Genomic DNA, 24,063 nt, shown 5'->3' on the forward strand with positions numbered 1-24,063 from the left:
GTACCGTCGGCGCCGGCGTGGTGGCCAAGATCACCAAGTAAGTGCCTGCTGTCCGGTGGCTTCGGCCGCCGGATCGCTGGAAGAGGGCGGCGCAAGCCGCCCTTTTTCTTTTCCGCTGCAGTGCCGGAAGGTTTGCGGCCGAGGTGCTTGCGCCGCGGGAAAAGGCGAGCTAGAATGCGCGGCTCGACATTCCTGGGTATGGGTGTCGAGCAAGACAACCGCGAAAAGAGGGGCAGGACGCCGCTCGTGTTCGCCAGACCGGGAAGGTCGAGTTGCAAGGAGCACCCAACAGCCTAAGCTGTTGACGGTGCTTATGTTGCACTCTATACTTTTCCGTCTGGGCAGACCGGGTGACTGGTCTGCCTCAGTTTTTGGCCGTAAGGAATGGCCGCTGCGGGCGGAGTCTCGCGGAAAGCATCAGGATTTAATCGGGGCAGGTATCCCAGAGGCCTTGCCCGTCGCTCTTTTAACGAAGGAACTCCCGTCATGGCGGACCAAAAGATCCGGATTCGGCTGAAGGCGTTCGATCATCGTTTGATCGACCGTTCGGCCAGCGAGATCGTTGAAACGGCCAAGCGGACCGGCGCGCAAGTGCGTGGCCCGATCCCGCTGCCGACCAAGATCGAGCGCTACACCGTCCTCGTCTCGCCGCACGTCGACAAAGACGCGCGTGACCAGTACGAAACCCGCACGCACAAGCGCGTGCTCGATATCGTCGATCCCAACGACAAGACCGTGGACGCGCTGATGAAGCTCGAACTCGCGGCGGGCGTCGACGTGCAGATCAAGCTGACCTGAGGACTACGACCATGACGAAGAAATATTCGTTGGGCTTCGTGGGCCGCAAGGCGGGCATGAGCCGCGTCTTCATGGAAGACGGCCGCTCGGTGCCGGTCACCCTGATTGAAGCCACGCCCAACCGCATCGCGCAGATCAAGACCGTCGAAACCGACGGCTACAGCGCCGTGCAGGTGACCGTCGGCAGCCGTCGCGCCGCCCTGGTCAACAAGCCTGCTGCTGGCCACTTCGCCAAGGCGAAGGTGGAAGCCGGTCGCGGCCTGTGGGAGTTCCGCGTTGAAGACGCTCAGCTCGGCGATTTCGCCGTCGGCGGCGAAGTCAAGGCCGACATCTTCGAGGTCGGCCAGATCGTCGACGTCCAGGGCGTCACGAAGGGCAAGGGCTTCCAGGGCACCATCAAGCGCCACAACTTCCGTATGGGCGATGCCACCCACGGTAACTCGCTGTCGCATCGCGCGCCGGGTTCGCTGGGCCAGCGCCAGACCCCGGGTCGTGTTTTCCCGGGCAAGAAGATGTCCGGCCACATGGGTGCCGTGCAGCAGAGCACGCAGAACCTGGAAGTGGTCAAGGTTGACGTCGAGCGCGGCCTGATCGCCGTTCGCGGCGCCGTTCCCGGCGCGGCGGGTGGTGACGTGATCGTCCGCCCGGCGAGCAAGGCATAAGGAGAGATGACGATGGAACTCGCCATCACCGGTAGCAGCAACAAGGTCTCGGTCTCCGACGCCGTGTTCGGCCGCGAATTCAGCGAAGACCTGGTCCACCAGGTGGTCGTTGCCTATCGCAACGCCGGCCGCGCGGGCACCAAGGCCCAGAAGACCCGTTCGGAAGTGAACGGCACGACCAAGAAGTCGAAGAAGCAGAAGGGCGGCGGTGCGCGTCATGGCGCGCTGACGGCTCCGATCTTCGTCGGCGGCGGCGTCACCTTCGCGGCCAAGCCGCGCAGCTTCGCCCAGAAGGTCAACCGCAAGATGTATCGCGCGGCCATCGCCGCGATCTTCTCCGAGCTGGTCCGCCAGGACCGCCTGAAGGTCGTCGATGCGTTCGACGTCGATGCGTCCAAGACCAAGGGTCTGGTCGAGAAGCTGAAGGGTCTGGAAGTGGGCAACCGTCCGCTGATCGTGACCGAGGAAGCTTCCGAGCACCTGTACCTGTCGGCCCGCAACCTGCCGTACGTCGAAGTGCGCGATGTGCAGGGGCTGGATCCGGTCGCGCTGGTCGGGGCCGATACGGTCGTGATCACCGCCGACGCGGTCAAGAAGATCGAGGAGTGGCTGGCATGAGCAGCAACGAAAAAATCTTCAGCGTGCTGCGCGCTCCGCGAGTCTCCGAAAAGACCGCGCGCCTGCAGGAAGTCTCCAACCAGTACGTCTTCGAAGTTTCGAACGATGCCACCAAGGCCGATGTGAAGGCCGCGGTCGAGCAGCTGTTCGACGTCAAGGTCGAGGCGGTCAACGTGGTCAACGTGAAGGGCAAGAGCAAGTCCTTCCGTAACCGCGCGGGCACCCGCGGCAGCTGGCGCAAGGCGTACGTCCGCCTGGTCGATGGTCAGTCCATCGACGTTACGGCCAAGGCCTGAGGTAGATTCCCATGCCATTGATGAAGTTCAAGCCCACCTCCGCCGGCCGTCGTTCCGCCGTGCGTGTGGTCACCCCGGATCTCCACAAGGGTGCCCCGCATGCCGCGCTGCTCGAGCCGCAGAGCAAGTCCGGTGGCCGTAACCACCACGGCCGCATCACCACCCGTCATGTGGGTGGTGGTCACAAGCAGCACTACCGTCTGATCGACTTCAAGCGCAACAAGGAAGGCATTCCGGCGCGCGTGGAGCGGATCGAATACGATCCGAACCGCACCGCCCACATCGCCCTGCTGTGCTACGTCGACGGCGAGCGCCGCTACATCATCGCCCCGAAGGGCCTGAAGGCGGGTGACCAGGTCATTGCCGGTGCCAACGCGCCGATCAAGACCGGCAACACCCTGCCGCTGCGCAACATCCCGGTGGGTACCACCGTGCACGGCATCGAGCTGAAGCCGGGCAAGGGTGCGCAGATCGCCCGTGCTGCCGGTGCCGCCGTGCAGCTGGTCGCTCGCGAAGGCGTCTACGCGACCCTGCGCCTGCGCTCCGGCGAAATGCGCAAGGTCTCGGCCGAGTGCCGCGCGACCATCGGCGAAGTCGGCAACGACGAGCACAACCTGGAGAAGCTGGGCAAGGCTGGCGCCAAGCGCTGGCGTGGCGTGCGCCCGACCGTTCGCGGTGCGGCCATGAACCCGGTTGACCACCCGCACGGTGGTGGTGAGGCGAAGGCCGGCCAGGGTAATCCGCATCCGGTCACCCCGTGGGGTGTCCCGACCAAGGGTTACAAGACGCGCAAGAACAAGCGCACTCAGCAGTTCATCGTCCGCGATCGTAGGGGCTAATCGACCATGGCACGTTCACTCAAGAAGGGCCCGTTCGTCGATCACCACCTCGTCAAGAAGGTGGAGGCCGCTGCGGGCAGCAAGAAGCCGATCAAGACCTGGTCGCGCCGTTCGATGATCCTGCCGGAAATGGTGGGCATCACCATCGCCGTGCATAACGGCAAGAACCACGTTCCGGTGCTCGTCAACGAGAACATGGTCGGCCACAAGCTCGGCGAATTTGCCGTCACCCGGACCTTCAAGGGTCACGGTGGCGACAAGAAGTCGGGCAAGTAAGGAGAGATGACGATGGAAGCGAAAGCAATCCTGCGCACCGCGCGCATCTCCCCGCAGAAGGCCCGTCTGGTCGCTGACCAGGTGCGTGGCCTGTCCGCCGAGCGTGCGGTCAACCTGCTGAAGTTCTCGGACAAGAAGGCTGCCCACCTGATCAAGAAGGTGGTGGAGTCGGCGATCGCCAATGCCGAGAACAATCAGGGCGCCGATGTCGACGAGCTGAAGGTCAAGACCATCATGGTTGACGAAGGTCCGACCCTGAAGCGCTTCATGGCGCGGGCGAAGGGCCGCGGTACGCGCATTCTCAAGCGCACCAGCCACATCACCGTGGTCGTGGGCGAGGGCAAATAACGATGGGACACAAAGTACATCCGATTGGTATCCGCCTGGGCATCGCCAAGGACTGGAATTCCAAGTGGTACGCCAACAAGGCCGAGTTCGCCAGCTACCTGGCGGCTGACCTCAAGGTCCGTGAAATGCTGCGCAAGAAGCTCGCGCAGGCGGGCATCAGCAAGATCCTGATCGAGCGTCCGGCCAAGACCGCGCGCGTGACGATCCACACTGCCCGTCCGGGCGTGGTGATCGGCAAGCGTGGTGAGGACATCGAGAAGCTGCGCAAGTCGGTGAGCGAGATGATGGGCGTTCCGGCGCACATCAACGTGACCGAAGTGCGCAAGCCGGAGCTGGATGCGCAGCTGGTCGCCGAGTCGATCGCGCAGCAGCTCGAGCGCCGCATCATGTTCCGCCGCGCGATGAAGCGCTCGGTCGGCAACGCGATGCGCCTGGGTGCCCTGGGCATCAAGGTCAACGTGGCTGGCCGCCTCAACGGTGCGGAAATCGCCCGTTCGGAGTGGTACCGCGAAGGCCGCGTGCCGCTGCACACGCTGCGTGCCGACATCGACTATGGCTTTGCTGAAGCCAAGACGACCTACGGCATCATCGGCATCAAGGTTTGGATCTACAAGGGCGAGGTCTTCGACTTCTCCCAGGTTGGCCAGGAGAAGCAGGATGACAGCCCGCGCAACGATCGTAACGATCGTGGCGACCGTGGCGACCGTCCGTCGCGCCCGGCTCGTGAAGCGAGGTAACGGCAATGTTGCAACCCAAGCGAACCAAATACCGCAAGATGCACAAGGGCCGTAATGAAGGCCTGGCGTGGAGCGGAAATGCTGTCAGCTTCGGCGAGTACGGCCTGAAGGCCACCGCTCACGGCCAGCTGACCGCCCGTCAGATCGAAGCGGCTCGCCGTTCGATCAGCCGCTACGTCAAGCGCGGCGGCAAGATGTGGATCCGCGTGTTCCCGGACAAGCCGATCACCAAGAAGCCGATCGAAGTCCGAATGGGCTCCGGTAAGGGTAACGTGGAGTACTGGGTCGCCCAGATCCAGCCCGGCCGCATGATCTATGAAATCGAGGGCGTTGCCGAAGACGTGGCCCGCGAGGCGTTCCGCCTGGCTGCCGCCAAGCTTTCGGTCACCACCACTTTCGTGACCCGGACGGTGCGCTGATGGACATCAAACAACTCCGCGAGAAGTCGGCTGACGAACTGAAGGCCCACCTGACCGACCTGCGTAAGGAGCAGTTCTCGCTCCGCATGCAGCAGGTCACCGGCCAGCTGCCGAAGACCCACGAAACCCGCCGGGTGCGCCGCGAGATTGCTCGCGTCAAGCACCTGCTCGGCAGCAGCACCAAGTAAGGGACGCCGCGATGAGCGACAACAACGAAAAGAAGACGCTGCGCACGATCGAAGGTCGTGTCGTCAGCAACAAGATGGACAAGACGGTGACCGTTCTGGTCGAGCGTCAGGTCAAGCACGCGCTGTATGGCAAGTACATCAAGCGCTCGACCAAGCTGCACGCTCACGACGCCGACAACGCCTGCAACGAAGGCGATGTCGTGCGCGTCACCGAGGTTGCGCCGATGTCCAAGACCAAGAACTGGCGGGTGGTGGAAATCGTCACCCGCGCGGCCGAATAAGGGAGATCTGAATCATGATCCAGATGCAGAGCTACCTCGACGTCGCCGACAACTCCGGTGCCAAGGAAGTGATGTGCATCAAGGTGCTCGGCGGCTCCAAGCGCCGTTACGCGCACATTGGCGACATCATCAAGGTCACCGTCAAGGACGCGATTCCGCGTGGCAAGGTCAAGAAGGGCGAAGTCTACGACGCCGTCGTCGTGCGTACCCGCAAGGGCGTGCGTCGTCCGGATGGTTCGCTGATCCGCTTCGATGGCAATGCCGCCGTCCTGCTGAACAACAAGCAGGAGCCGATCGGCACCCGTATCTTCGGGCCGGTCACTCGCGAGCTGCGTTCCGAGAAGTTCATGAAGATCGTCTCGCTCGCTCCCGAAGTGCTGTGAGCGGAGGACATACACATGGCTAACCGTATCAAGAAGGGCGACCAGGTCGTCATCAACACCGGCAAGGACAAGGGTAAGCAGGGCGAAGTGATTCGCGTCGACGGCGACCGCGTGGTCGTCTCGAACGTGAACGTCGTCAAGCGCCACACCAAGCCGAATCCGCAGGCGGGTATTGCCGGCGGCGTGGTCGAGCGTGAAGCTTCGATCCATATCTCCAACGTGGCGATCGTCAACCCGGCAACGGGCAAGGGTGAGCGCGTTGGCTTCAAGGTGCTGGAGGATGGACGCAAACTGCGTGTGTTCCGCTCCAGCGGTGAGGCGCTCGACGCCTGAGGAATGAGGTCATGACTTCTCGTCTCGAAAAGATCTACAAGGAAGAAGTGGTGCCGGCCCTGATGAAGGAGTTCGGTTACACCAATCCGATGGAAGTGCCGAAGCTGGTGAAGGTCACGCTGAACATGGGCGTGGGCGAAGCCGCTACCAACAAGAAGATCCTGGAAAACGCCGTCGCCGACATGGCCAAGATCTCCGGCCAGAAGCCGGTGGTCACCAAGTCGCGCATCTCGGTGGCGTCGTTCAAGATCCGCGACGGTTGGCCGATCGGCTGCAAGACCACGCTGCGTCGCGCCAAGATGTACGAGTTCCTGGACCGCCTGATCAACATCTCGCTGCCGCGCGTGCGTGACTTCCGCGGCATCTCGGGTCGTTCGTTCGACGGTCGCGGCAACTTCAACATGGGCGTGAAGGAACAGATCATCTTCCCGGAAATCGACTTCGACGCTGTCGACGCGATCCGCGGCATGGATATCGCCATCACCACCACGGCCAAGACCGACGCGGAAGCCAAGGCGCTGCTGGCGGCGTTCAAGTTCCCGTTCCGTAACTGATCCGCGAGGAAAACCGAAATGGCAAAGACCTCCATGGTCAACCGCGACATCAAGCGGGAAAAGCTGGCCAAGAAGTTCGCCGACAAGCGCACCGCTCTGAAGAAGATCATCTCCAGCCAGGACGCGTCCTACGAAGAGAAGATCAAGGCCGTTGAATCGCTGCAGAAGCTTCCGCGTGACTCCTCGCCGAGCCGCCAGCGCAACCGCTGCGAGCTGTCGGGCCGTCCGCGTGGCGTGTACCGCAAGTTCGGCCTGGGCCGTAACAAGCTGCGCGAAGCCACCATGCGTGGCGACGTGCCGGGCCTGCGCAAGGCCAGCTGGTAACAGCTGAAAGTCCACCGGCCGCCCCGCGGCCGGCCCGGGCGGGGAGGGAACTTCCCGTCCGGCAGGGGAGTCCGACGCAAGTCGGGCTCTTTTGTCGTATACTCCCGCTTCTGTCTCCGGATCGGAGCGGGCGAAGGGGCCTGGCCCATCCCAGGAAAACACAAGATTTTCGCGAAAGCGGATATCGGTGCACTCAAAGGTACTCACATGAGCATGACTGATCCCATCGCCGACCTGCTGGTCCGCATCAAGAATGCGGCCGCGGTTGGCAAGCCGACGGTGAAGGCGCCGTCCTCCAAGATCAAGGTGGCGATTGCCCAGGTCCTGAAGGACGAGGGCTATATCGCCGACCTGCGCGTCCTCCCGGCCGAGAACAACAAGTCCGAGCTGGAAATCGTCCTGAAGTACTTCGAAGGCCGTCCGGTCATCGAGACCCTGAAGCGTGTGTCGCGCTCGGGTCTGCGTCAGTACCGCGGCAAGGACGAACTGCCGAAGGTCCTCGGTGGCCTCGGCGTCGCCATCATTTCCACGTCGAAGGGCATCATGACCGATGCGCAGGCCCGTCAGGCCGGCGTCGGTGGCGAAGTCCTGTGCTTCGTGGCCTAAGGGAAGGAGCAGAACATGTCCCGCGTAGCCAAGAAGCCCGTCACCCTCCCGAAGGGTGTTGAACTGAATGTCCAGCCCGAGCTCGTCAGCGTCAAGGGCCCGAAGGGCACCCTGACCCTGCCGAAGCCGACCGGTGTCGAGATCGCCATCGACGGTGGCGTGGCCACCCTGTCGGCCAACGATCCGTCGCAGATCGCCATCACCGGCACCGTGCGCGCCATCCTGGCCAACATGGTCAAGGGCGTGTCCGAAGGCTTCGAGCGCAAGCTCGAGCTGGTCGGCGTCGGTTACCGTGCCGCCATGCAGGGCAAGGACCTGAGCCTGTCGCTCGGTTTCTCGCACCCGCTGGTGTTCGTCGCGCCGGAAGGCATCACCCTGTCGACCCCGTCGCAGACCGAGATCCTGGTCGCCGGTGCCGACAAGCAGCGCGTCGGCGAAGTCGCCGCCAAGATCCGCGGTTTCCGTCCGCCGGAGCCTTACAAGGGCAAGGGTGTGAAGTACGCCGGTGAAGTCATCATTCGCAAGGAAGCCAAGAAGGCGTAATGCGGGCTGACCCCCGTACAAGCCGATCCGCTTCCCAAGGAACCAGAAAATGAACAAGAACATCGCTCGTCTGCGCCGCGCCAAGTCGACCCGTGCGCACATCCGCGAGCTGGGCGTCGCCCGCCTGTCGGTGCTGCGCACCGGCCAGCACCTGTATGCCCAGGTCTTCACCGCCGACGGCTCCAAGGTCATCGCCGCCGCCAACACGCTGCAGGCCGACGTCAAGGAAGGCCTGAAGAATGGCAAGAACAGCGACGCCGCCGCCAAGGTGGGCAAGCTGATCGCCGAGCGCGCCAAGGCCGCGGGCATCGAGAAGGTCGCGTTCGACCGCTCGGGCTATCGCTACCACGGCCGCATCAAGGCCCTGGCCGAAGCGGCCCGCGAAGGCGGTCTGCAGTTCTAAGCAGTACGCGGGCATGCCTTCGGGCGTGCCCGCCACCCGCCGGCGTGGGGAACGTCGGGCCGTGCCGCTCTTCTGCAGCGACCACGGAAGCATGGTGGTTATCCAACAACGATAAGCGGCCCCGAGCCGTACATATTCGTCCAATCAAAGGAATCCAGAAATGGCAGAAGAACGTCAGCCGCGGGGTCGCGATCGCGACCGTAACCGCGAAGAGAAGATCGACGACGGCATGATCGAGAAGCTGGTCGCGGTCAACCGCGTCAGCAAGACCGTCAAGGGTGGTCGCCAGTTCACCTTCACCGCCCTGACCGTGGTCGGCGACGGCGAAGGCAAGGTCGGCTTCGGTTATGGCAAGGCGCGCGAAGTGCCGGTCGCCATCCAGAAGTCGATGGAATACGCCCGCAAGAACATGGCCAACATCGACCTGAACAACGGCACCCTGTGGCACCCGCTGAAGTCGGGCCATGGCGCGGCCCGCGTGTTCATGCAGCCGGCTTCGGAAGGTACCGGCGTGATCGCCGGCGGTGCCATGCGCGCCGTGCTCGAAGCGGTGGGCGTGAAGAACGTGCTCGCCAAGGCCACCGGTTCGCGTAACCCGATCAACCTCGTGCGCGCCACCGTCCGTGGCCTGACCGAGATGCAGTCGCCCGCCCGCATCGCTGCCAAGCGCGGCAAGAAGGTGGAGGATCTGACCCATGGCTAATGACACCAACAAGACCGTGAAGGTGCGCCTGGTGCGCGGCCTGCGTGGCACCCAGTCGCGTCACCGCCTGTCGGTGCGTGCCCTGGGCCTGAACAAGCTCAACGATGTGCGTGAACTGAAGGACAGCCCGCAGGTTCGCGGCCTGATCAACAAGGTTCATTACCTCGTCCAGGTTGAGGAGTAATCGACCATGACCATGCGTCTCAATGATCTGAGCCCGGCTCCGGGCGCCCGCACCGAGCGCACCCGCGTCGGTCGCGGTATCGGTTCGGGCCTGGGCAAGACCGCCGGCCGCGGCCACAAGGGTTCGTTTGCCCGCAAGGGTGGCGGCAAGATCAAGGCTGGCTTCGAAGGCGGCCAGACCCCGATGCAGCGCCGTCTGCCGAAGATCGGCTTCCGCTCGAAGATCGCCAAGGACACCGCCGAAGTGCTGTCCTACCAGCTGGACAAGCTGGAAGCCGGCGAGATCGACTTCGCCGCGCTGCGTGCGGCCAAGCTGGTCCCGTCGACCGCCAAGAAGGCGAAGATCGTCATGAAGGGCGAGCTGACCAAGAAGTTCGTGCTGAAGGGCGTGGCGGCCACCGCGGGCGCCAAGGCCGCGATCGAAGCTGCCGGCGGCAGCGTACAGGAGTAACTCGCAGATGGCGCAGGCTGGCATCGGAAACCTCGGCGGCGGGCTCGGCAAGTTCACGGAACTTCGCCAGCGTCTGCTGTTCGTACTCGGCGCATTGATCGTGTACCGCATCGGCTGCTACGTGCCGGTGCCGGGGGTCAATCCCGATGCCATGCTTTCGTTGATGCAGGCGCAGGGTGGCGGCATCGTGGACATGTTCAACATGTTCTCGGGCGGCGCCCTGCACCGTTTCAGCATCTTCGCGCTGAACGTGATGCCGTACATCTCGGCATCGATCGTGATCCAGCTGGCGACCCACATCTTCCCCGCGCTCAAGGCGATGCAGAAGGAAGGTGAGTCGGGCCGTCGCAAGATCACCCAGTATTCGCGCATCGGCGCCGTGCTGCTGGCGGTGGTGCAGGGCGGCAGCATCGCGCTGGCGCTGCAGAACCAGACCGCGCCGGGTGGCGCGCCGGTCGTCTATGCGCCGGGCATGGGTTTCGTGCTGACTGCGGTGGTCGCGCTGACCGCCGGTACCATTTTCCTGATGTGGGTCGGTGAGCAGGTGACCGAGCGCGGCATCGGCAACGGCGTCTCGCTGATCATCTTCGCCGGTATCGTGGCCGGCCTGCCGGCGGCGGCGATCCAGACCGTCGAAGCGTTCCGCAACGACACCCTGAGCTTCATCTCGCTGCTGCTGATCGTCATCACGATCCTGGCATTCACCTGGTTCGTCGTGTTCGTCGAGCGCGGGCAGCGCCGGATCACGGTCAACTACGCGCGCCGCCAGGGCGGTCGCAACGCGTACATGAACCAGACCTCGTTCCTGCCGCTGAAGCTCAACATGGCCGGCGTGATCCCGCCGATCTTCGCTTCCTCGATCCTGGCGTTCCCGGCCACGCTGTCGATGTGGTCCGGCCAGGCGACGTCGGCCACCTGGCTGCAGAAGATCGCCAATGCGCTGGGCCCGGGCGAGCCGGTCCACATGCTGGTGTTCGCCGGTCTGATCATCGGCTTCGCGTTCTTCTATACCGCGCTGGTGTTCAACTCGCAGGAAACGGCCGACAACCTGAAGAAGTCGGGCGCGCTGATTCCGGGTATCCGCCCGGGCAAGGCGACCGCGGACTACATCGACGGCGTGCTGACCCGCCTGACCGGCGCCGGCGCCGTGTACCTGGTGATCGTCTGCCTGCTGCCGGAGATCATGCGCGCGCAGTTCGGCACCTCGTTCCACTTCGGCGGCACCTCGCTGCTGATCGCGGTGGTCGTGGTGATGGACTTCATCGCCCAGATCCAGGCCCACCTGATGTCGCATCAGTACGAGAGCCTGCTGAAGAAGGCCAACCTGAAGGGCGGCTCGCGCGGCGGTTTCGCGCGCGGTTAACTGCTATACTTGTTCTTCCTTGCGTGAAGGCGCGGCCGGCTCCCGGCCCAGGCCTTCCGATCTTAAGGGCGGTCCCCGCGGCGTCTCGCGCGGGGGTGTGACGAGGTGGTCCCGTGCGGGAGTAGCACGGGCGGTTCGGGTTTGCATCACCTGGGCCAGCATCGTCCGGCGCCGGAGCATGGGCACACTCCCCATGCCGGGTTCGTGGATCGCGGTTCGGTTCCACGGGCTTTCAAGTAATCCGAGACCTTGCTAAAATTATCAGTTCACTTTGATCCATCCTGCCGGATGGCGCCGTGGGGCGCTGTCGGGCCATCACTCAGTTGGAGAATCGCGTCATGGCGCGTATTGCAGGCGTCAACCTGCCAGCCCAGAAGCACGTCTGGGTCGGGTTGCAAAGCATCTACGGCATCGGCCGTACCCGTTCGAAGAAGGTCTGCGATGCCGCAGGCGTGACCTCGACCACCAAGATCCGCGACCTGTCGGAGCCGGAAATCGAGCGCCTGCGCGCCGAGATCGGCAAGTACATCGTGGAAGGCGATCTGCGCCGTGAAGTCGGCATTGCGATCAAGCGCCTGATGGACCTGGGCTGCTACCGCGGCCTGCGTCACCGTCGCGGCCTGCCGCTGCGTGGCCAGCGCACCCGTACCAACGCCCGCACCCGCAAGGGTCCGCGCAAGGCGATCAGGAAGTAAGGGACCTAGAACATGGCCAAGCCCGCTGCTGTCAAGACCAAGAAGAAGATCAAGCGCGTCGTCACCGACGGCGTCGCCCACGTCCACGCTTCTTTCAACAACACCATCGTCACCATCACCGACCGTCAGGGCAATGCCCTGTCCTGGGCGACCTCCGGTGGTGCCGGTTTCCGTGGTTCGCGCAAGTCGACCCCGTTCGCCGCCCAGGTGGCTGCCGAGAAGGCCGGCCGCGCTGCGCTGGACTACGGCGTGAAGTCGCTGGAAGTCCGCATCAAGGGCCCGGGTCCGGGCCGCGAGTCCGCCGTTCGTTCGTTGAACAACGTCGGCTACAAGATCACCAACATCATCGACGTGACGCCTATCCCGCACAACGGGTGCCGTCCGCCGAAGAAGCGCCGCGTCTGAGGAGCTGAAGAGAAATGGCTCGTTATATTGGTCCCACCTGTAAGCTCGCCCGTCGCGAAGGCGCCGATCTCGGCCTGAAGAGCGCGGCCCGCGCCCTGGACTCCAAGTGCAAGCTGGAGCAGAAGCCCGGCCAGCACGGCGCTACCGCCCGCAAGGGCAAGCTGTCCGACTACGCCACCCAGCTGCGCGAGAAGCAGAAGGTCAAGCGTATCTACGGCCTGCTGGAGCGTCAGTTCCGCAACTACTACAAGAAGGCCTCGACCAAGAAGGGCAACACCGGCGAGAACCTGCTGCAGCTGCTGGAAACCCGTCTGGACAACGTCGTCTATCGCATGGGCTTCGCCGTGACCCGTCCGGCCGCCCGCCAGCTGGTCTCGCACCGTGGCGTGCTGGTGAACGGCAAGTCGGTCAACCTGGCTTCGTACCAGGTCAAGGCCGGTGACGCGATCACCCTGTCGGAAAAGGCCCAGAAGCAGCTCCGCGTCCAGGAAGCCCTGACCGTCGCCGAGCAGCACGACCAGAACCCGTCGTGGGTGGAAGTCGATTCGAAGAAGTTCAGCGGCGTCTTCAAGGCCGTGCCGGATCGCGCCGACCTGCCGGCGGACATCAACGAAGCGCTGATCGTCGAGCTGTATTCGAAGTAATTCACATCGGAGAACCTCCGGTTTGCACCGGAGGTTCGTCAGGAGACCCCGCAACATGACGGTTACCGCCAACCAGGTTCTGCGCCCCCGTGGTCCGCAGATCGAACGCCTTACCGATAACCGCGCCAAGGTCGTGATCGAGCCCTTGGAGCGTGGTTACGGGCATACGCTGGGCAATGCCCTGCGTCGCGTGCTGCTGTCGTCGATCCCCGGCTTCGCGATCACCGAGGTCGAGATCGATGGCGTGCTGCACGAGTACACCACCGTCGAGGGCCTGCAGGAAGATGTGCTGGAAGTCCTGCTGAACCTCAAGGACGTGGCGATCCGCATGCACAGTGGTGACAGCGCGACCCTGTCGCTGTCCAAGCAGGGCCCGGGCGTCGTCACCGCCGCCGATATCAAGACCGACCACAACGTCGAGATCCTCAATGGCGATCACGTGATCTGCCATCTGACCAAGGATACGGCGCTGAACATGCGTCTGAAGATCGAGCGTGGTTTCGGCTACCAGCCGGCCGCCGCGCGCCGTCGCCCGGACGAGGAGACCCGCACCATCGGTCGCCTGGTCCTGGACGCCTCGTTCTCGCCGGTTCGCCGCGTCGCCTACGCCGTGGAAGCGGCGCGTGTCGAGCAGCGCACCGACCTGGACAAGCTGGTCATCGACATCGAGACCAACGGCACCATCGATGCCGAGGAAGCCGTGCGCACCGCCGCCGACATCCTCAGCGACCAGCTGTCGGTCTTCGGTGACTTCACCCACCGCGACCGCGGTGCGCCCAAGCCGGCCACCGGCGGCGTGGATCCGGTGCTGCTGCGTCCGATCGACGACCTCGAGCTGACCGTGCGTTCGGCCAACTGCCTGAAGGCCGAGAGCATCTACTACATCGGCGATCTGATCCAGAAGACCGAAGTGGAGCTGCTCAAGACCCCGAACCTGGGCAAGAAGTCGCTCACCGAGATCAAGGAAGTGCTGGCCCAGCGTGGCCTGTCGCTCGGCATGAAGCTGGAGAACTGGCCGCCGGCCGGTGTCGCCCAGCACGGCATGCTGGGTTGATCTACTGGACCCCGCACGGGCTCGCCCGTGCGGGGTTCGGCTTTGCAGCAAACCCGACGGATCAGAAGATCCGCGGTATTGACCGGGCAAGGACACCCGGCTGAGGACCAACCGCAGTCCATGTAACAACGCCAGGAAGGCGACAACGAACTCCAGACGTTTCAACATTCACTAAGGAATCAAGACCATGCGTCACCAGAAGTCGGGCCGCAAGTTCAACCGCACCAGCGCCCACCGCGAAGCGATGTTCAAGAACATGGCCGCCTCGCTGTTCAAGCACGAGCTGATCAAGACCACCCTGCCGAAGGCCAAGGAACTGCGCCGCGTTGCCGAGCCGCTGATCACCCTGGCCAAGGTCGACTCGGTCGCCAACCGCCGCCTGGCCTTCGCCCGTCTGCGCGATGCCGAGGCCGTGGGCAACCTGTTCACCATCCTGGGCCCGCGCTATGCCACCCGTCCGGGCGGCTACCTGCGTCTGCTGAAGTGCGGCTTCCGCGCGGGCGACAATGCGCCGATGGCCTACGTCGAGCTGGTCGATCGTCCGGCCGCCGTCGCCGAGGAAGTGGCCGAGTAATTCGCGCCCACCTCGCCGTCATGAAGAAAAGCCCGGCCCCGTGCCGGGCTTTTTCTTTGCCCGGCCGCCACGGGCGTGGCCGTGCAGGCGGTGATGGTCGATAATTGGCCCGATCGTTCCGAGAGCCGCATCGATGAATCCATTGCGTTGGAGCTTCCGCGCCCAGTTTCTGCTGGGGTTCCTGATCTGCGTCGCCCTGCTGGGCTACGCGATCTACCTGCAGCTGCATGACGGCCTGGAGCCGTGCCCGCTGTGCATTTTCCAGCGGATCGCCTTCGCCGCGCTTGGCGTGATGTTTCTGCTCGGCGCGTTGCACGGGCCGCGGGGCAGGGGCGGGCGCAAGGCATATGGCCTGCTCGCGTTCGTCGCCGCGGCCGCCGGCATCGGCGTGGCCGGGCGCCACGTCTGGGTGCAGGTGATGCCGCGCGACGCCATGTCCTCCTGCGGCCCGCCGCTGAGCTTCCTCAGCGAGACCATGGGGCCGTTCGAAGTGTTGCGCACGGTGCTGACCGGCACCGGCGACTGTGGCAACGTGGACTGGCGCTTCCTGGGCCTGAGCATGCCGATGTGGAGCCTGGTGTGGTTCGTGCTGCTGGCCGCCTGGGCGCTGTACGCCGGCTTCCGCGCTCGCGGCCCGCGCAAACTGTTCTGACGGCGTCCGCGCCGCATCCCCCTGGAGTGACGACATGCAACAGCCCCATACCCCGCAGCCGGTGAACCTGCCCGCGCAGTGGGCGCCGCGCAGCTGGCGCGAGCGCCCGGCGCTGCAGATGCCCACCTATCCGGATGCCGGCGCGCTCGAAGCGGCGTTGCAGGAGCTGGGCCAGTTGCCGCCGCTGGTGACGTCGTGGGAAATCTTTGCGCTCAAGCGCCAGCTGGCCGAGGCGCAGGAAGGCAAGCGCTTCCTGCTGCAGGGCGGCGACTGCGCGGAGAACTTCGCCGAGTGCGACTCCAACACCATCTCCAACCGGCTCAAGGTATTGCTGCAGATGAGCCTGGTGCTGGTGCATGGCCTGCGCCTGCCGGTGATCCGCGTCGGTCGTTTCGCCGGGCAGTACGCCAAGCCGCGCTCGGCCGACACCGAGACGCGCGACGGCGTGACCCTGCCCAGCTATCGCGGCGACGTGGTCAACGGCCCAGCCTTTACCGAACAGGCGCGCGTGCCCGATCCGCAGCGCATGATCACCGCGCATTCGCGTTCGGCGATGACGATGAATTTCGTCCGCGCGCTGATCGACGGTGGTTTCGCCGACCTGCACCATCCCGAGTACTGGAATTTGCAGTGGGTGGGGTATTCGCCGCTGGCCGAGGACTACCAGAAGATGGTGGCGTCGATCGGCGATGCGGTGCGCTTCATGGAGACGCTGTCCGGTTCGGAGGTGCACAACCTCAACCGCATCGATTTCTACACCTCGCACGAAGCCCTGCTGCTGCCGTACGAGGAAGCCTTGACCCGCCAGGTGCCGCGTCAGTGGGGCTGGTTCAACCTCAGCACGCACTATCCGTGGATCGGCATGCGTACCGCGGCGCTGGATGGCGCACACGTCGAATACCTGCGTGGCGTGCGTAATCCGATCGCGATCAAGGTGGGCCCGTCGGTGCAGCCGGACCAGTTGCTGCGCCTGATGGATGTGCTCAATCCGGACGACGAGCCCGGCCGCCTCACCTTCATCCACCGCATGGGCGCGGCGCAGATCGCCGAGAAGCTGCCGCCGTTGCTGGACGCGGTGAAGCGCGACGGGCGCCGCGTGCTGTGGGTATGCGATGCGATGCACGGCAACACCGAAAGCACCGGCAATGGCTACAAGACGCGCCGCTTCGACAACGTCCGCGCGGAGGTCGAGCAGTCGTTCGACCTGCACGCCGCGGCCGGTACGCGCCTGGGCGGCGTGCACCTGGAGCTGACCGGCGAGGACGTTACCGAGTGCACCGGTGGCGCCCGCGAGCTGACCGAGCGCGACCTGGAGCGTGCCTATCGCTCGACGGTCGATCCTCGCCTGAACTACGAGCAATCGCTGGAGATCGCGATGGCGATCGTGCGCAAGCAGCAGCAGATCGCCGCGCCGCTGCGCGGCTGAGGGCGCGGCGATGACGCCGCGCTCATCGCCCTGACGGCATCCTCCCTGCGTTGCACGGAATGGAGGATGCGGTTTGGCCATCGACTGGAACCTGCTGCGCGACTACGCGGTGCCGCTGGGCGTGGGCGCCCTGGCCGGGCTCGTCGCCTGGGCCTTGATGACCTGGCTGTTCCGCCGCAGCCGCGGGCGCGATTACCGGCGCGCACGCATCGCGCGCGTGGTCAGCCTGCCGCTGGCCTTCGCGCTGCCGCTGCTGTTCCTGCGCATCGCCAGCGAAGCCACGCCGCTGGCGGGGCGCCCGCTGGAAATCCTGCAGCAGCTGTTGCATGTCGGCCTGGTCGGCTGCGTTACCTGGCTGCTGGTGCGCGCCGTGGCGGCGGGCGAACGGGCCATCCTGCGCGAACACCCGATCGACATCGCCGACAACCTCGCCGCACGGCGCGTGCAGACGCAGACCCGCGTGCTGAGCCGCGTGCTGATGGGCGCGGTGATCCTGCTCGGCGTCTCCATCGTGCTGCTGACCTTCCCGCAGGTGCGGCAGATCGGCAAGACGCTGCTGGCCTCGGCGGGCATCGTCGGCCTGGTGGCCGGCATCGCGGCCAAGCCGGTGTTCGGCAACCTCATCGCCGGCTTGCAGATCGCCTTGACCCAGCCCATCCGCCTGGACGACGTGGTCATCGTGGAAGGCGAGTGGGGCCGCATCGAAGAGATCGGCAGTTCCTACGTGGTGGTCCGCATCTGGGACGAGCGGCGCATGGTCGTACCGTTGTCCTGGTTCATCGAGAACCCGTTCCAGAACTGGACACGCCGCAGCGCGGACCTGCTCGGCACCGCCTTCCTGTGGCTGGACTACCGCACCCCGCTGGCCGAAGTGCGCGCGGAACTGGAGCGCATCTGCCGCGATGCGCCGCTGTGGGATGGGCGCGTGTGCGTCACCCAGGTCACCGACACCAGCGAGCAGACGATCCAGGTGCGCCTGCTGGTGAGCGCGCGCAATTCCGGCGATGCATTCGACCTGCGCTGCCAGGTGCGCGAGCGCATGATCGATTTCCTGATCCGCAAGCACCCGTATGCCTTGCCGCGGCTGCGCGCGGAAATCAGCGAGGGCGAAGCGTCCCTGCCGCGCCAGCCGCGCGTGCAGTCCGAAGACGTGCGCTCGCCCGGCGCCGAGGACGGGGCGCCGGCGGTGGTGCCTGGCGAGCCGCCACCAGCGGCGGCCTAGCCGCTCAGCGTTTGCGGGTGCCTTCCGTGGCGGCCGTGGGCAGGAAGCGTGGCGGCTGTCGCGCGGCCGTCAGCTGTTCGTACGCATAGCCCAGTTCCAGCAGGCGCGGTTCGCTCCACGCCGTGCCCATGAACAACAGGCCGACCGGAAGGCCATTGATGTTGCCCATCGGGACGTTGAGGCTCGGATAGCCGGCCACCGCGGCGGCACCGTAGTTGCCGCCCGGGAAATCGTCGCCGTGCACCGGGTCGGTCAGCCAAGCCACGCCGGTGGTGGGGGCGATCAGCGCGTCCAGCTGCTGTGCCTTGAGGGCGGCGTCGATGCCCAGCGGGCCGGCCAATCGCCGGGCCCGGGTGCGCGCGCCGATGTACTCCGGCGCGTTGAGCTCGCCCTTGGCCGCCGCCGCTTCGAACAGGTCCTGCCCGAAGTGCGGCATTTCGCGTGCCGCATTCTCGCGGTTGAAGGCGATCAGGGCGTCCAGGTCGCGCAGCGGCGCGTCGTGCGCGGCGAGGTAACGCGCGAGGCCGGCCTTGAACTCGTACAGCAGCACGGTCTGCTCGTCGGCCTCCCATTGGCCGTCGGTGGGAATCTGCGCCTCCACCACGGTGGCGCCGGCCTGGCGCAGCGCCGCCAGCGCCGCATCGAGCGCGGCGGCCAGCGCGGGGTTTTCGGTGAGCCGGCTGCGCAGCACGCCCAGGCGCGCGCCCTTCAGCGCCTCGGGCTTCAGCCGTGCGGTGTAGTCGTACACGGCCAGGCCGGGCCGGGTGGCGGTGGCCGGGTCGGCCGGATCGCGCCCGGCGATGGCACCCAGCAATACGGCCGCGTCCGCCACGCTGCGCGTCATCGGGCCGGCGGTGTCCTGGCTGAAGGAGATCGGCACGATGCCGTCGCGGCTCACCAGCCCCACCGTGGGCTTGAGGCCGACGAGTCCATTGATCGCGGCCGGGCACACGATGCTGCCGTCGGTCTCGGTGCCGATGCCGGCGGCGGCCAGGTTGGCCGAGATCGCCACGCCGGTGCCTGCGCTGGAACCGCACGGGTTGCGATCCAGCGCGTAGGGATTGCGGGTCTGGCCGCCCTGCGCGCTCCAGCCCGAAGTGGAATGCGCCGAGCGGAAGTTCGCCCATTCGCTGAGGTTGGTCTTGCCCAGGATCACCGCGCCGGCGGCGCGCAGGCGCTGCACGAGGAAGGCATCGCGGGCGGGATGCAGGCCGGCCAAGGCGAGCGAGCCGGCGGTGGTCGCCATCGGGGTGGCGTCGATATTGTCCTTCAGCAGGATCGGGATGCCGTGCAGCGGGCCGCGCACATGGCCGGCGCGGCGTTCGGCATCGCGTTCGGCCGCTTCCTTCGGGGCGTCCGGATTCAGCGCCAGCACCGAGTTCAGGCGTGGGCCTTCGCGGTCCAGCGCGGCGATGCGCGCCAGGTAGGCGCGGGTCAGCGTGGTGCTGTCGAGCTCGCCGCGGGTCATGCGCGCCTGCAGGTCGGCGATATCGAGTTCGGCGTAGGGGAACGCATCCGTGCTGGACGGTGATGCGGTCTTGCCGGCCGTGTCCGCCGACGGCGCCGGCTGCTGGCAACCGGCGAGCAGTAGGCAGGCGACGACGAGAGGAAGGGCGGCCAGGCGCATGGCGGAATTCCGGTGGGTTCGCCGCAGGCTAGCGACGCGCCGTGCGCTACGCAACGGCCTCAACGACGCGGGTGGCGGCGCACCAGGTCGCGTGCCAGCACGGCGATCACCAGCAGGTTGACGGCCAGTACGCTCCACGAGGCCCAGCCAGGGTGGCGCACGATGGCGAAGATATCGAAGGGTAGGTACAGCGCCGCCGACAGGCAGCCCAGCCAGGAGGCCCAGGCACGTGCGCGCCACAGGCCCCAGGCCTCCACCAGGTGGAGCAGGCCATAGGCAAAAATGCCCGCCGCGGCCATGTGGACCGCGTCGGGGCTGATCATCTTCAGCAGCGAGGGCAGGGCCCCGTGATCCGGGTCCAGGTTGAAACGCCGGATCAGGTGGCTGATGCCGCCTTGCAGCGGCAGCGGCCCGAGAATTTCCAGGCCCGTGGCCGCCAGGACCGCCAGCAGCCCCTTGCACGCCTCGAACAGCGCGATCAGGTGCAACCCCGGATGCGCGTGCGGATCCGGGTTGTAGGGCTTGTCGGTCACGGGGCCTGAGCGGAAGACCTTACGCGGCGCGGCCAGCGCGCTTGCGCTCGTTCTCGGTGAGGTGCTTCTTGCGCAGGCGGATTTCCTTCGGCGTGATCTCGACCAGTTCGTCGTCGTCGATGAAGTCCAGGGCCTGTTCCAGCGAGAACTTGATCGCCGGGGTCAGCTGGATGGCGTCATCCTTGCCCGAGGCGCGCATGTTGGTCAGCGGCTTGGTCTTGATGGCGTTGACGGTCAGGTCGTTGTCCTTGGAGTGGATGCCGACCAGCTGGCCTTCGTACACATTGTCGCCTTCGGCGGCGAACAGCTTGCCGCGCTCCTGCAGCGGCCCCAGCGAATACGCGGGGGTGGCGCCCGGGGCGTTGGCGATCATCACGCCGTTCAGGCGCTTGGCGATGGCGCCCTGTTCCTTCGGGCCGTAATGGTCGAACACGTGGAACAGCAGGCCCGAGCCCTGGGTGAGGGTCTTGAACTCGTTCTGGAAGCCGATCAGGCCACGCGCCGGGATCATGTAGTCCAGGCGCACGCGGCCCTTGCCGTCCGGCTCCATGTTCTTCAGCTGGCCCTTGCGGGTGCCGAGCTTCTCCATCACGCCACCCTGGTGGATTTCCTCCACGTCGATGACGAGCTGCTCGATCGGCTCCATCAGCTGGCCGTCGATCTCCTTGATGATCACTTCCGGACGCGAGACGGCCAGTTCATAGCCTTCGCGGCGCATGTTCTCGATCAGCACCGACAGGTGCAGCTCGCCACGGCCGGAAACCAGGAACTTGTCGGCGTCCTCGAGCTGCTCGACCTTCAGCGCGACGTTGTGCACGGTCTCGCGCTCCAGGCGGTCCTTCAGCTGGCGGCTGGTGAGGAACTTGCCGCCCGACAGGTCCTTGTTGCCGGCGAACGGCGAGTTGTTGACCTGGAAGGTCATCGAGATGGTCGGCTCGTCCACGGTCAGGGCCGGCAGCGCCTCGGGCGCTTCCAGGGCGGTGACGGTGTCGGAGATGGTCAGCTCCTGGATGCCGGAGATGGCCACGATGTCACCGGCCTCGGCGCTGTCCTGCTCGATGCGCTCCAGGCCCAGGAAGCCGAGCACCTGCAGCACCTTGCCCTGACGCTTCTTGCCTTCGCGGTCGATGATGGCCACCGGCATGTTCTTCTTCAGGGTGCCGCGCTGGATGCGGCCGATGCCGATGACGCCGACGAAGTTGTTGTAGTCCAGCTGGCTGATGCGCATCTGGAACGGGCCTTCCGGGTCGACTTCCGGCTTCGGCGCGTGCTGCATGATCGCTTCGTAGAGCGGGGTCATGTCGCCGTCGCGCACGTTCTCGTCCAGCGAGGCGTAGCCATTCAGGGCCGAGGCGTAGACGATCGGGAAATCCATCTGCTCCGGGGTGGCGCCGAGGCGGTCGAACAGATCCCACACCTGCTCCACCACCCACTCCGGGCGCGCGCCGGGGCGGTCGATCTTGTTGATGACCACGATGGGCTTGAAGCCCATGGCGAAGGCTTTCTGGGTCACGAAGCGGGTCTGCGGCATCGGGCCGTCCATGGCGTCGACCAGGATCAGCACGGTGTCCACCATCGACAGCACGCGCTCGACCTCGCCGCCGAAGTCGGCGTGGCCGGGGGTGTCTACGATGTTGATGCGGTTGCCCTGCCAGGTGATGGCGGTGTTCTTGGCCAGGATGGTGATGCCACGCTCCTTTTCCTGGTCATTGCTGTCCATCACGCGCTCGGCCAGCACCGTGCGTTCGGACAGCGTGCCGGACTGCTTGAGGAGCTGGTCGACCAGCGTGGTCTTGCCATGGTCGACGTGGGCGACGATGGCGATATTGCGGAGGTTTTCGATGGACATGCGGAAGAGGGCCCGGGTGGCGCCAAGACGTGGGAGGTAAGCCGACCATTATACCCGTTGCGCCGCGCCGGGCGATGACAAGCAGGCGCCTGGGCTGTTCAGGTTGGCCGGTGGCCGGGCTTTAACGATTAAAAGCGCCGCTCAGGGGACTTCCGCGAGGGGTTACGGGGCCGAGGTCCGGCCGGCACATGCCGGGACGCCCCCTGGGGCGCGACGGCGAACTCCTGGCCGGCAGGGGGCCGATCCCCCGGCCGCCCACGGCACCGATGGACGACGGAAAAAGCGGCCTTTCCCTGGGCTGCCATGCGTACTCATCCTTTAGGCGGAAGGGTGGGTGCGGCAGCCGTCAAAACCGGGCGCGGGTGTATCCTATTGAGCTGACGATCGCCCATTACCAAAGGATTTCCATGTCCGTCATCGCCACCTTCCAGACCTCCCGCGGCCCGATCAAGATCGAGCTGTATCCCGACAAGGCGCCGCTCACCGTCGCCAACTTCGTCAACCTGGCCAAGCGCGGGTTCTATGACGGGCTGAACTTCCACCGCGTGATCGCCGATTTCATGATTCAGGGCGGCTGCCCGGAAGGCTCCGGCCGCGGCGGCCCGGGCTACCGCTTCGAGGATGAGACCAACAACGGCGTGCGCCACGATCGCGGCGTGCTGTCCATGGCCAATGCCGGCCCGAACACCAACGGCAGCCAGTTCTTCATCACCCACGTGGCCACCCCGTGGCTGGACGGCAAGCACACCGTGTTCGGCAAGGTGATCGAAGGCCTGGACGTGGTCGATTCCGTCGCCCAGGGCGATGTGATCAACAAGGTCACCCTGGAAGGCGACGTGGATGCCGTGCTGGCCGCCAAGGCCGACCGCGTCGCGGAGTGGAACAAGATCCTCGCCGCCTGACGTTTGCGCGTTGCTTCCGGCCCGGTCATTCCGGGCCGCTTCGTTTCTTACCCCACTGATTCGCTTTACAAGCAGAGGAAACACCCATGAAGACCCCCGTACGTGTTGCCGTGACCGGTGCCGCCGGCCAGATCGGCTACGCCCTGCTGTTCCGCATCGCTTCCGGTGAAATGCTGGGCAAGGACCAGCCGGTCATCCTGCAGCTGCTCGAGCTGCCGGTGGACAAGGCCCAGGCCGCGCTCAAGGGCGTGATGATGGAGCTGGAAGACTGCGCCTTCCCGCTGCTGGCCGGCATGGTCGGCACCGATGACGCGGAAGTGGCGTTCAAGGACGCCGACATCGCCCTGCTGGTCGGCGCGCGTCCGCGCGGCCCGGGCATGGAGCGCAAGGACCTGCTGCTGGAGAACGCCAAGATCTTCACCGCGCAGGGCGCGGCGCTGAACAAGGTCGCCAGCCGCGACGTGAAGGTGCTGGTCGTCGGCAACCCGGCCAACACCAACGCCTACATCGCGATGAAGTCGGCGCCGGACCTGAAGCCGGAGAACTTCACCGCCATGCTGCGCCTGGACCACAACCGCGCGTTGAGCCAGCTGTCGGCCAAGCTGGGCAAGCCGGTGGGCGGCATCGAGAAGCTGATCGTGTGGGGCAACCACAGCCCGACCATGTACCCGGATTACCGCTTCGCCACTGCCGACGGCGCGTCCATCGCCGAGGCGATCAACGACCAGGAATGGAACGCCGGCACCTTCATCCCGACCGTGGGCAAGCGCGGCGCGGCGATCATCGAAGCGCGCGGCCTGTCCTCGGCTGCCTCGGCCGCCAATGCCGCCATCGACCATGTGCGTGACTGGGTGCTGGGCAGCAATGGCAAGTGGGTGACGATGGGCGTGCCGTCCGATGGCAGCTACGGCATCCCGGAAGGCGTGATCTTCGGCTTCCCGGTGACCACCGAGAACGGCAAGTACACGCTGGTGAAGGGCCTGGAAATCGACGACTTCAGCCAGAAGTACATCGACAAGACCCTGGCCGAGCTGGAAGAAGAGCGCGGCGGCGTGGCGCACCTGCTGAAGTAAGCAGCGCCCGCGGTGGTATACGGAACGCCGGCCTTGCGCCGGCGTTCTTTTTTGCCTGCGGTTCCCGGCCTTCGCGCCCCCGCCGCGGACATGTTGCGC

Annotated in this window: 36 protein-coding genes; 32 read left to right on the plus strand and 4 right to left on the minus strand. The window is 65.6% G+C overall.

The window, feature by feature from the left end; genetic code table 11:
- On the minus strand, positions 1-278 hold a 278-nt coding region (locus P6166_RS05145), incomplete at its 3' end, for a hypothetical protein (protein WP_277763450.1).
- Positions 279-486: 208 nt separating this feature from the next.
- Here P6166_RS05145 and rpsJ point away from each other — a divergent pair.
- The 30 genes from rpsJ to P6166_RS05295 all read left to right on the plus strand — a co-directional run bounded on the left by rpsJ (position 487) and on the right by P6166_RS05295 (position 17,980).
- Complete coding sequence (rpsJ, locus tag P6166_RS05150; RefSeq protein WP_005408208.1) at positions 487-798, plus strand: 30S ribosomal protein S10; 312 nt, start codon at positions 487-489, stop codon at positions 796-798.
- A gap of 11 nt (positions 799-809) precedes the next feature.
- Positions 810-1,460, plus strand: coding sequence for a 50S ribosomal protein L3 (gene rplC, locus P6166_RS05155; protein ID WP_057649298.1), 651 nt, complete (start codon positions 810-812; stop codon positions 1,458-1,460).
- A 12-nt stretch (positions 1,461-1,472) separates the two neighbouring features.
- Positions 1,473-2,078 (plus strand): 50S ribosomal protein L4, encoded by a 606-nt coding sequence (rplD, locus tag P6166_RS05160; RefSeq protein WP_277763451.1) that lies wholly within the window; start codon positions 1,473-1,475, stop codon positions 2,076-2,078.
- A complete protein-coding gene (gene rplW, locus P6166_RS05165) occupies positions 2,075-2,374 on the plus strand; it encodes a 50S ribosomal protein L23 (RefSeq protein WP_057649296.1) in 300 nt (99 codons plus the stop codon). Before rplD ends, rplW begins: the two co-directional genes overlap by 4 nt.
- An 11-nt stretch (positions 2,375-2,385) precedes the next feature.
- A complete protein-coding gene (gene rplB, locus P6166_RS05170) occupies positions 2,386-3,213 on the plus strand; it encodes a 50S ribosomal protein L2 (protein WP_130317627.1) in 828 nt (275 codons plus the stop codon).
- A 6-nt stretch (positions 3,214-3,219) separates the two neighbouring features.
- Entirely contained in the window at positions 3,220-3,489 is a 270-nt protein-coding gene (rpsS, locus tag P6166_RS05175) for a 30S ribosomal protein S19 (RefSeq protein ID WP_057649294.1), read from the plus strand.
- A 12-nt stretch (positions 3,490-3,501) separates the two neighbouring features.
- Positions 3,502-3,837, plus strand: a complete 336-nt coding sequence (gene rplV / locus P6166_RS05180; protein ID WP_027080648.1) for a 50S ribosomal protein L22 — start codon at positions 3,502-3,504, stop codon at positions 3,835-3,837.
- Positions 3,838-3,839: 2 nt separating this feature from the next.
- Positions 3,840-4,574: a 30S ribosomal protein S3 gene (gene rpsC, locus P6166_RS05185; protein ID WP_277763452.1), complete on the plus strand. Its 735-nt coding sequence runs from the start codon at positions 3,840-3,842 to the stop codon at positions 4,572-4,574.
- A gap of 5 nt (positions 4,575-4,579) precedes the next feature.
- A complete protein-coding gene (gene rplP, locus P6166_RS05190) occupies positions 4,580-4,993 on the plus strand; it encodes a 50S ribosomal protein L16 (protein ID WP_277763453.1) in 414 nt (137 codons plus the stop codon).
- Complete coding sequence (rpmC, locus tag P6166_RS05195; protein ID WP_057649291.1) at positions 4,993-5,181, plus strand: 50S ribosomal protein L29; 189 nt, start codon at positions 4,993-4,995, stop codon at positions 5,179-5,181. The genes rplP and rpmC overlap by 1 nt, the downstream gene beginning before the upstream one ends.
- 11 nt (positions 5,182-5,192) lie before the next feature.
- Positions 5,193-5,462, plus strand: coding sequence for a 30S ribosomal protein S17 (gene rpsQ, locus P6166_RS05200; protein ID WP_277763454.1), 270 nt, complete (start codon positions 5,193-5,195; stop codon positions 5,460-5,462).
- A gap of 14 nt (positions 5,463-5,476) precedes the next feature.
- A complete protein-coding gene (gene rplN / locus P6166_RS05205) occupies positions 5,477-5,845 on the plus strand; it encodes a 50S ribosomal protein L14 (protein ID WP_003486699.1) in 369 nt (122 codons plus the stop codon).
- A gap of 15 nt (positions 5,846-5,860) precedes the next feature.
- Positions 5,861-6,178, plus strand: coding sequence for a 50S ribosomal protein L24 (rplX, locus tag P6166_RS05210; protein ID WP_277763455.1), 318 nt, complete (start codon positions 5,861-5,863; stop codon positions 6,176-6,178).
- A gap of 11 nt (positions 6,179-6,189) precedes the next feature.
- Positions 6,190-6,732 (plus strand): 50S ribosomal protein L5, encoded by a 543-nt coding sequence (gene rplE, locus P6166_RS05215; protein ID WP_130317631.1) that lies wholly within the window; start codon positions 6,190-6,192, stop codon positions 6,730-6,732.
- A gap of 18 nt (positions 6,733-6,750) precedes the next feature.
- The gene (gene rpsN, locus P6166_RS05220) at positions 6,751-7,056 is read left to right on the plus strand and encodes a 30S ribosomal protein S14 (protein WP_130317632.1); all 306 of its coding nucleotides are present in this window, start codon (positions 6,751-6,753) and stop codon (positions 7,054-7,056) included.
- Positions 7,057-7,263: 207 nt separating this feature from the next.
- Positions 7,264-7,662, plus strand: coding sequence for a 30S ribosomal protein S8 (rpsH, locus tag P6166_RS05225; RefSeq protein ID WP_277763456.1), 399 nt, complete (start codon positions 7,264-7,266; stop codon positions 7,660-7,662).
- A gap of 15 nt (positions 7,663-7,677) precedes the next feature.
- Complete coding sequence (gene rplF / locus P6166_RS05230; protein ID WP_277763457.1) at positions 7,678-8,205, plus strand: 50S ribosomal protein L6; 528 nt, start codon at positions 7,678-7,680, stop codon at positions 8,203-8,205.
- 49 nt (positions 8,206-8,254) lie between these two features.
- Positions 8,255-8,608: a 50S ribosomal protein L18 gene (rplR, locus tag P6166_RS05235; protein WP_057649284.1), complete on the plus strand. Its 354-nt coding sequence runs from the start codon at positions 8,255-8,257 to the stop codon at positions 8,606-8,608.
- A gap of 160 nt (positions 8,609-8,768) precedes the next feature.
- Positions 8,769-9,311, plus strand: a complete 543-nt coding sequence (rpsE, locus tag P6166_RS05240) for a 30S ribosomal protein S5 (RefSeq protein ID WP_130317635.1) — start codon at positions 8,769-8,771, stop codon at positions 9,309-9,311.
- The gene (rpmD, locus tag P6166_RS05245; RefSeq protein ID WP_130317636.1) at positions 9,304-9,495 is read left to right on the plus strand and encodes a 50S ribosomal protein L30; all 192 of its coding nucleotides are present in this window, start codon (positions 9,304-9,306) and stop codon (positions 9,493-9,495) included. The genes rpsE and rpmD overlap by 8 nt, the downstream gene beginning before the upstream one ends.
- 6 nt (positions 9,496-9,501) lie before the next feature.
- Positions 9,502-9,945 carry a 50S ribosomal protein L15 gene (rplO, locus tag P6166_RS05250; protein WP_277763458.1) on the plus strand — a complete coding sequence of 148 codons (444 nt, stop codon included), beginning with the start codon at positions 9,502-9,504 and terminating at the stop codon, positions 9,943-9,945.
- 7 nt (positions 9,946-9,952) lie between these two features.
- Positions 9,953-11,308, plus strand: a complete 1,356-nt coding sequence (gene secY / locus P6166_RS05255) for a preprotein translocase subunit SecY (protein WP_130317637.1) — start codon at positions 9,953-9,955, stop codon at positions 11,306-11,308.
- 338 nt (positions 11,309-11,646) lie between these two features.
- Positions 11,647-12,003 (plus strand): 30S ribosomal protein S13, encoded by a 357-nt coding sequence (gene rpsM, locus P6166_RS05260; protein ID WP_130317638.1) that lies wholly within the window; start codon positions 11,647-11,649, stop codon positions 12,001-12,003.
- A gap of 12 nt (positions 12,004-12,015) precedes the next feature.
- On the plus strand, positions 12,016-12,408 hold the full coding sequence (gene rpsK / locus P6166_RS05265; RefSeq protein ID WP_130317639.1) for a 30S ribosomal protein S11: 393 nt from the start codon (positions 12,016-12,018) through the stop codon (positions 12,406-12,408).
- Between the two features lie 14 nt (positions 12,409-12,422).
- Complete coding sequence (rpsD, locus tag P6166_RS05270) at positions 12,423-13,052, plus strand: 30S ribosomal protein S4 (RefSeq protein ID WP_130317640.1); 630 nt, start codon at positions 12,423-12,425, stop codon at positions 13,050-13,052.
- Between the two features lie 55 nt (positions 13,053-13,107).
- Complete coding sequence (rpoA, locus tag P6166_RS05275; RefSeq protein ID WP_057649276.1) at positions 13,108-14,106, plus strand: DNA-directed RNA polymerase subunit alpha; 999 nt, start codon at positions 13,108-13,110, stop codon at positions 14,104-14,106.
- A 187-nt stretch (positions 14,107-14,293) separates the two neighbouring features.
- A complete protein-coding gene (rplQ, locus tag P6166_RS05280) occupies positions 14,294-14,680 on the plus strand; it encodes a 50S ribosomal protein L17 (RefSeq protein WP_057649275.1) in 387 nt (128 codons plus the stop codon).
- A gap of 133 nt (positions 14,681-14,813) precedes the next feature.
- Positions 14,814-15,332: a disulfide bond formation protein B gene (locus P6166_RS05285; protein WP_130317641.1), complete on the plus strand. Its 519-nt coding sequence runs from the start codon at positions 14,814-14,816 to the stop codon at positions 15,330-15,332.
- 34 nt (positions 15,333-15,366) lie between these two features.
- The gene (locus tag P6166_RS05290; RefSeq protein ID WP_277763459.1) at positions 15,367-16,758 is read left to right on the plus strand and encodes a 3-deoxy-7-phosphoheptulonate synthase class II; all 1,392 of its coding nucleotides are present in this window, start codon (positions 15,367-15,369) and stop codon (positions 16,756-16,758) included.
- A 73-nt stretch (positions 16,759-16,831) separates the two neighbouring features.
- Positions 16,832-17,980, plus strand: a complete 1,149-nt coding sequence (locus P6166_RS05295) for a mechanosensitive ion channel domain-containing protein (protein ID WP_277763460.1) — start codon at positions 16,832-16,834, stop codon at positions 17,978-17,980.
- 4 nt (positions 17,981-17,984) lie between these two features.
- Here the strand turns inward: P6166_RS05295 and P6166_RS05300 are convergent, their stop codons facing one another.
- The 3 genes from P6166_RS05300 to typA are packed head-to-tail and all read right to left on the minus strand — an operon-like array spanning position 17,985 to position 21,989.
- Complete coding sequence (locus P6166_RS05300) at positions 17,985-19,607, minus strand: amidase (protein ID WP_277763461.1); 1,623 nt, start codon at positions 19,605-19,607, stop codon at positions 17,985-17,987.
- A gap of 59 nt (positions 19,608-19,666) precedes the next feature.
- Complete coding sequence (locus P6166_RS05305) at positions 19,667-20,140, minus strand: DUF2127 domain-containing protein (RefSeq protein ID WP_277763462.1); 474 nt, start codon at positions 20,138-20,140, stop codon at positions 19,667-19,669.
- A 19-nt stretch (positions 20,141-20,159) separates the two neighbouring features.
- Positions 20,160-21,989, minus strand: a complete 1,830-nt coding sequence (gene typA, locus P6166_RS05310; RefSeq protein WP_277763463.1) for a translational GTPase TypA — start codon at positions 21,987-21,989, stop codon at positions 20,160-20,162.
- 407 nt (positions 21,990-22,396) lie between these two features.
- On the opposite strand from typA, the gene P6166_RS05315 reads away from it, so the two are divergent.
- Positions 22,397-22,891, plus strand: a complete 495-nt coding sequence (locus P6166_RS05315) for a peptidylprolyl isomerase (RefSeq protein WP_277763464.1) — start codon at positions 22,397-22,399, stop codon at positions 22,889-22,891.
- 86 nt (positions 22,892-22,977) lie between these two features.
- Complete coding sequence (locus tag P6166_RS05320) at positions 22,978-23,964, plus strand: malate dehydrogenase (protein ID WP_277763465.1); 987 nt, start codon at positions 22,978-22,980, stop codon at positions 23,962-23,964.
- The last annotated feature ends 99 nt before the right edge of the window (positions 23,965-24,063 follow it).

Origin of the sequence: Stenotrophomonas sp. HITSZ_GD, from assembly GCF_029543105.1 — a bacterium.
In the GTDB taxonomy this organism is placed as follows: Bacteria; Pseudomonadota; Gammaproteobacteria; order Xanthomonadales; family Xanthomonadaceae; genus Stenotrophomonas_A.

Coding starts and splice junctions, on each gene's coding strand:
- rpsJ (WP_005408208.1), top strand. CDS start 487: ATGGCGGACCAAAAGATCCGGATTCGGCTGAAGGCGTTCGATCATCGT.
- rplC (WP_057649298.1), top strand. CDS start 810: ATGACGAAGAAATATTCGTTGGGCTTCGTGGGCCGCAAGGCGGGCATG.
- rplD (WP_277763451.1), top strand. CDS start 1,473: ATGGAACTCGCCATCACCGGTAGCAGCAACAAGGTCTCGGTCTCCGAC.
- rplW (WP_057649296.1), top strand. CDS start 2,075: ATGAGCAGCAACGAAAAAATCTTCAGCGTGCTGCGCGCTCCGCGAGTC.
- rplB (WP_130317627.1), top strand. CDS start 2,386: ATGCCATTGATGAAGTTCAAGCCCACCTCCGCCGGCCGTCGTTCCGCC.
- rpsS (WP_057649294.1), top strand. CDS start 3,220: ATGGCACGTTCACTCAAGAAGGGCCCGTTCGTCGATCACCACCTCGTC.
- rplV (WP_027080648.1), top strand. CDS start 3,502: ATGGAAGCGAAAGCAATCCTGCGCACCGCGCGCATCTCCCCGCAGAAG.
- rpsC (WP_277763452.1), top strand. CDS start 3,840: ATGGGACACAAAGTACATCCGATTGGTATCCGCCTGGGCATCGCCAAG.
- rplP (WP_277763453.1), top strand. CDS start 4,580: ATGTTGCAACCCAAGCGAACCAAATACCGCAAGATGCACAAGGGCCGT.
- rpmC (WP_057649291.1), top strand. CDS start 4,993: ATGGACATCAAACAACTCCGCGAGAAGTCGGCTGACGAACTGAAGGCC.
- rpsQ (WP_277763454.1), top strand. CDS start 5,193: ATGAGCGACAACAACGAAAAGAAGACGCTGCGCACGATCGAAGGTCGT.
- rplN (WP_003486699.1), top strand. CDS start 5,477: ATGATCCAGATGCAGAGCTACCTCGACGTCGCCGACAACTCCGGTGCC.
- rplX (WP_277763455.1), top strand. CDS start 5,861: ATGGCTAACCGTATCAAGAAGGGCGACCAGGTCGTCATCAACACCGGC.
- rplE (WP_130317631.1), top strand. CDS start 6,190: ATGACTTCTCGTCTCGAAAAGATCTACAAGGAAGAAGTGGTGCCGGCC.
- rpsN (WP_130317632.1), top strand. CDS start 6,751: ATGGCAAAGACCTCCATGGTCAACCGCGACATCAAGCGGGAAAAGCTG.
- rpsH (WP_277763456.1), top strand. CDS start 7,264: ATGAGCATGACTGATCCCATCGCCGACCTGCTGGTCCGCATCAAGAAT.
- rplF (WP_277763457.1), top strand. CDS start 7,678: ATGTCCCGCGTAGCCAAGAAGCCCGTCACCCTCCCGAAGGGTGTTGAA.
- rplR (WP_057649284.1), top strand. CDS start 8,255: ATGAACAAGAACATCGCTCGTCTGCGCCGCGCCAAGTCGACCCGTGCG.
- rpsE (WP_130317635.1), top strand. CDS start 8,769: ATGGCAGAAGAACGTCAGCCGCGGGGTCGCGATCGCGACCGTAACCGC.
- rpmD (WP_130317636.1), top strand. CDS start 9,304: ATGGCTAATGACACCAACAAGACCGTGAAGGTGCGCCTGGTGCGCGGC.
- rplO (WP_277763458.1), top strand. CDS start 9,502: ATGACCATGCGTCTCAATGATCTGAGCCCGGCTCCGGGCGCCCGCACC.
- secY (WP_130317637.1), top strand. CDS start 9,953: ATGGCGCAGGCTGGCATCGGAAACCTCGGCGGCGGGCTCGGCAAGTTC.
- rpsM (WP_130317638.1), top strand. CDS start 11,647: ATGGCGCGTATTGCAGGCGTCAACCTGCCAGCCCAGAAGCACGTCTGG.
- rpsK (WP_130317639.1), top strand. CDS start 12,016: ATGGCCAAGCCCGCTGCTGTCAAGACCAAGAAGAAGATCAAGCGCGTC.
- rpsD (WP_130317640.1), top strand. CDS start 12,423: ATGGCTCGTTATATTGGTCCCACCTGTAAGCTCGCCCGTCGCGAAGGC.
- rpoA (WP_057649276.1), top strand. CDS start 13,108: ATGACGGTTACCGCCAACCAGGTTCTGCGCCCCCGTGGTCCGCAGATC.
- rplQ (WP_057649275.1), top strand. CDS start 14,294: ATGCGTCACCAGAAGTCGGGCCGCAAGTTCAACCGCACCAGCGCCCAC.
- P6166_RS05285 (WP_130317641.1), top strand. CDS start 14,814: ATGAATCCATTGCGTTGGAGCTTCCGCGCCCAGTTTCTGCTGGGGTTC.
- P6166_RS05290 (WP_277763459.1), top strand. CDS start 15,367: ATGCAACAGCCCCATACCCCGCAGCCGGTGAACCTGCCCGCGCAGTGG.
- P6166_RS05300 (WP_277763461.1), bottom strand. CDS start 19,607: ATGCGCCTGGCCGCCCTTCCTCTCGTCGTCGCCTGCCTACTGCTCGCC.
- typA (WP_277763463.1), bottom strand. CDS start 21,989: ATGTCCATCGAAAACCTCCGCAATATCGCCATCGTCGCCCACGTCGAC.
- P6166_RS05315 (WP_277763464.1), top strand. CDS start 22,397: ATGTCCGTCATCGCCACCTTCCAGACCTCCCGCGGCCCGATCAAGATC.
- P6166_RS05320 (WP_277763465.1), top strand. CDS start 22,978: ATGAAGACCCCCGTACGTGTTGCCGTGACCGGTGCCGCCGGCCAGATC.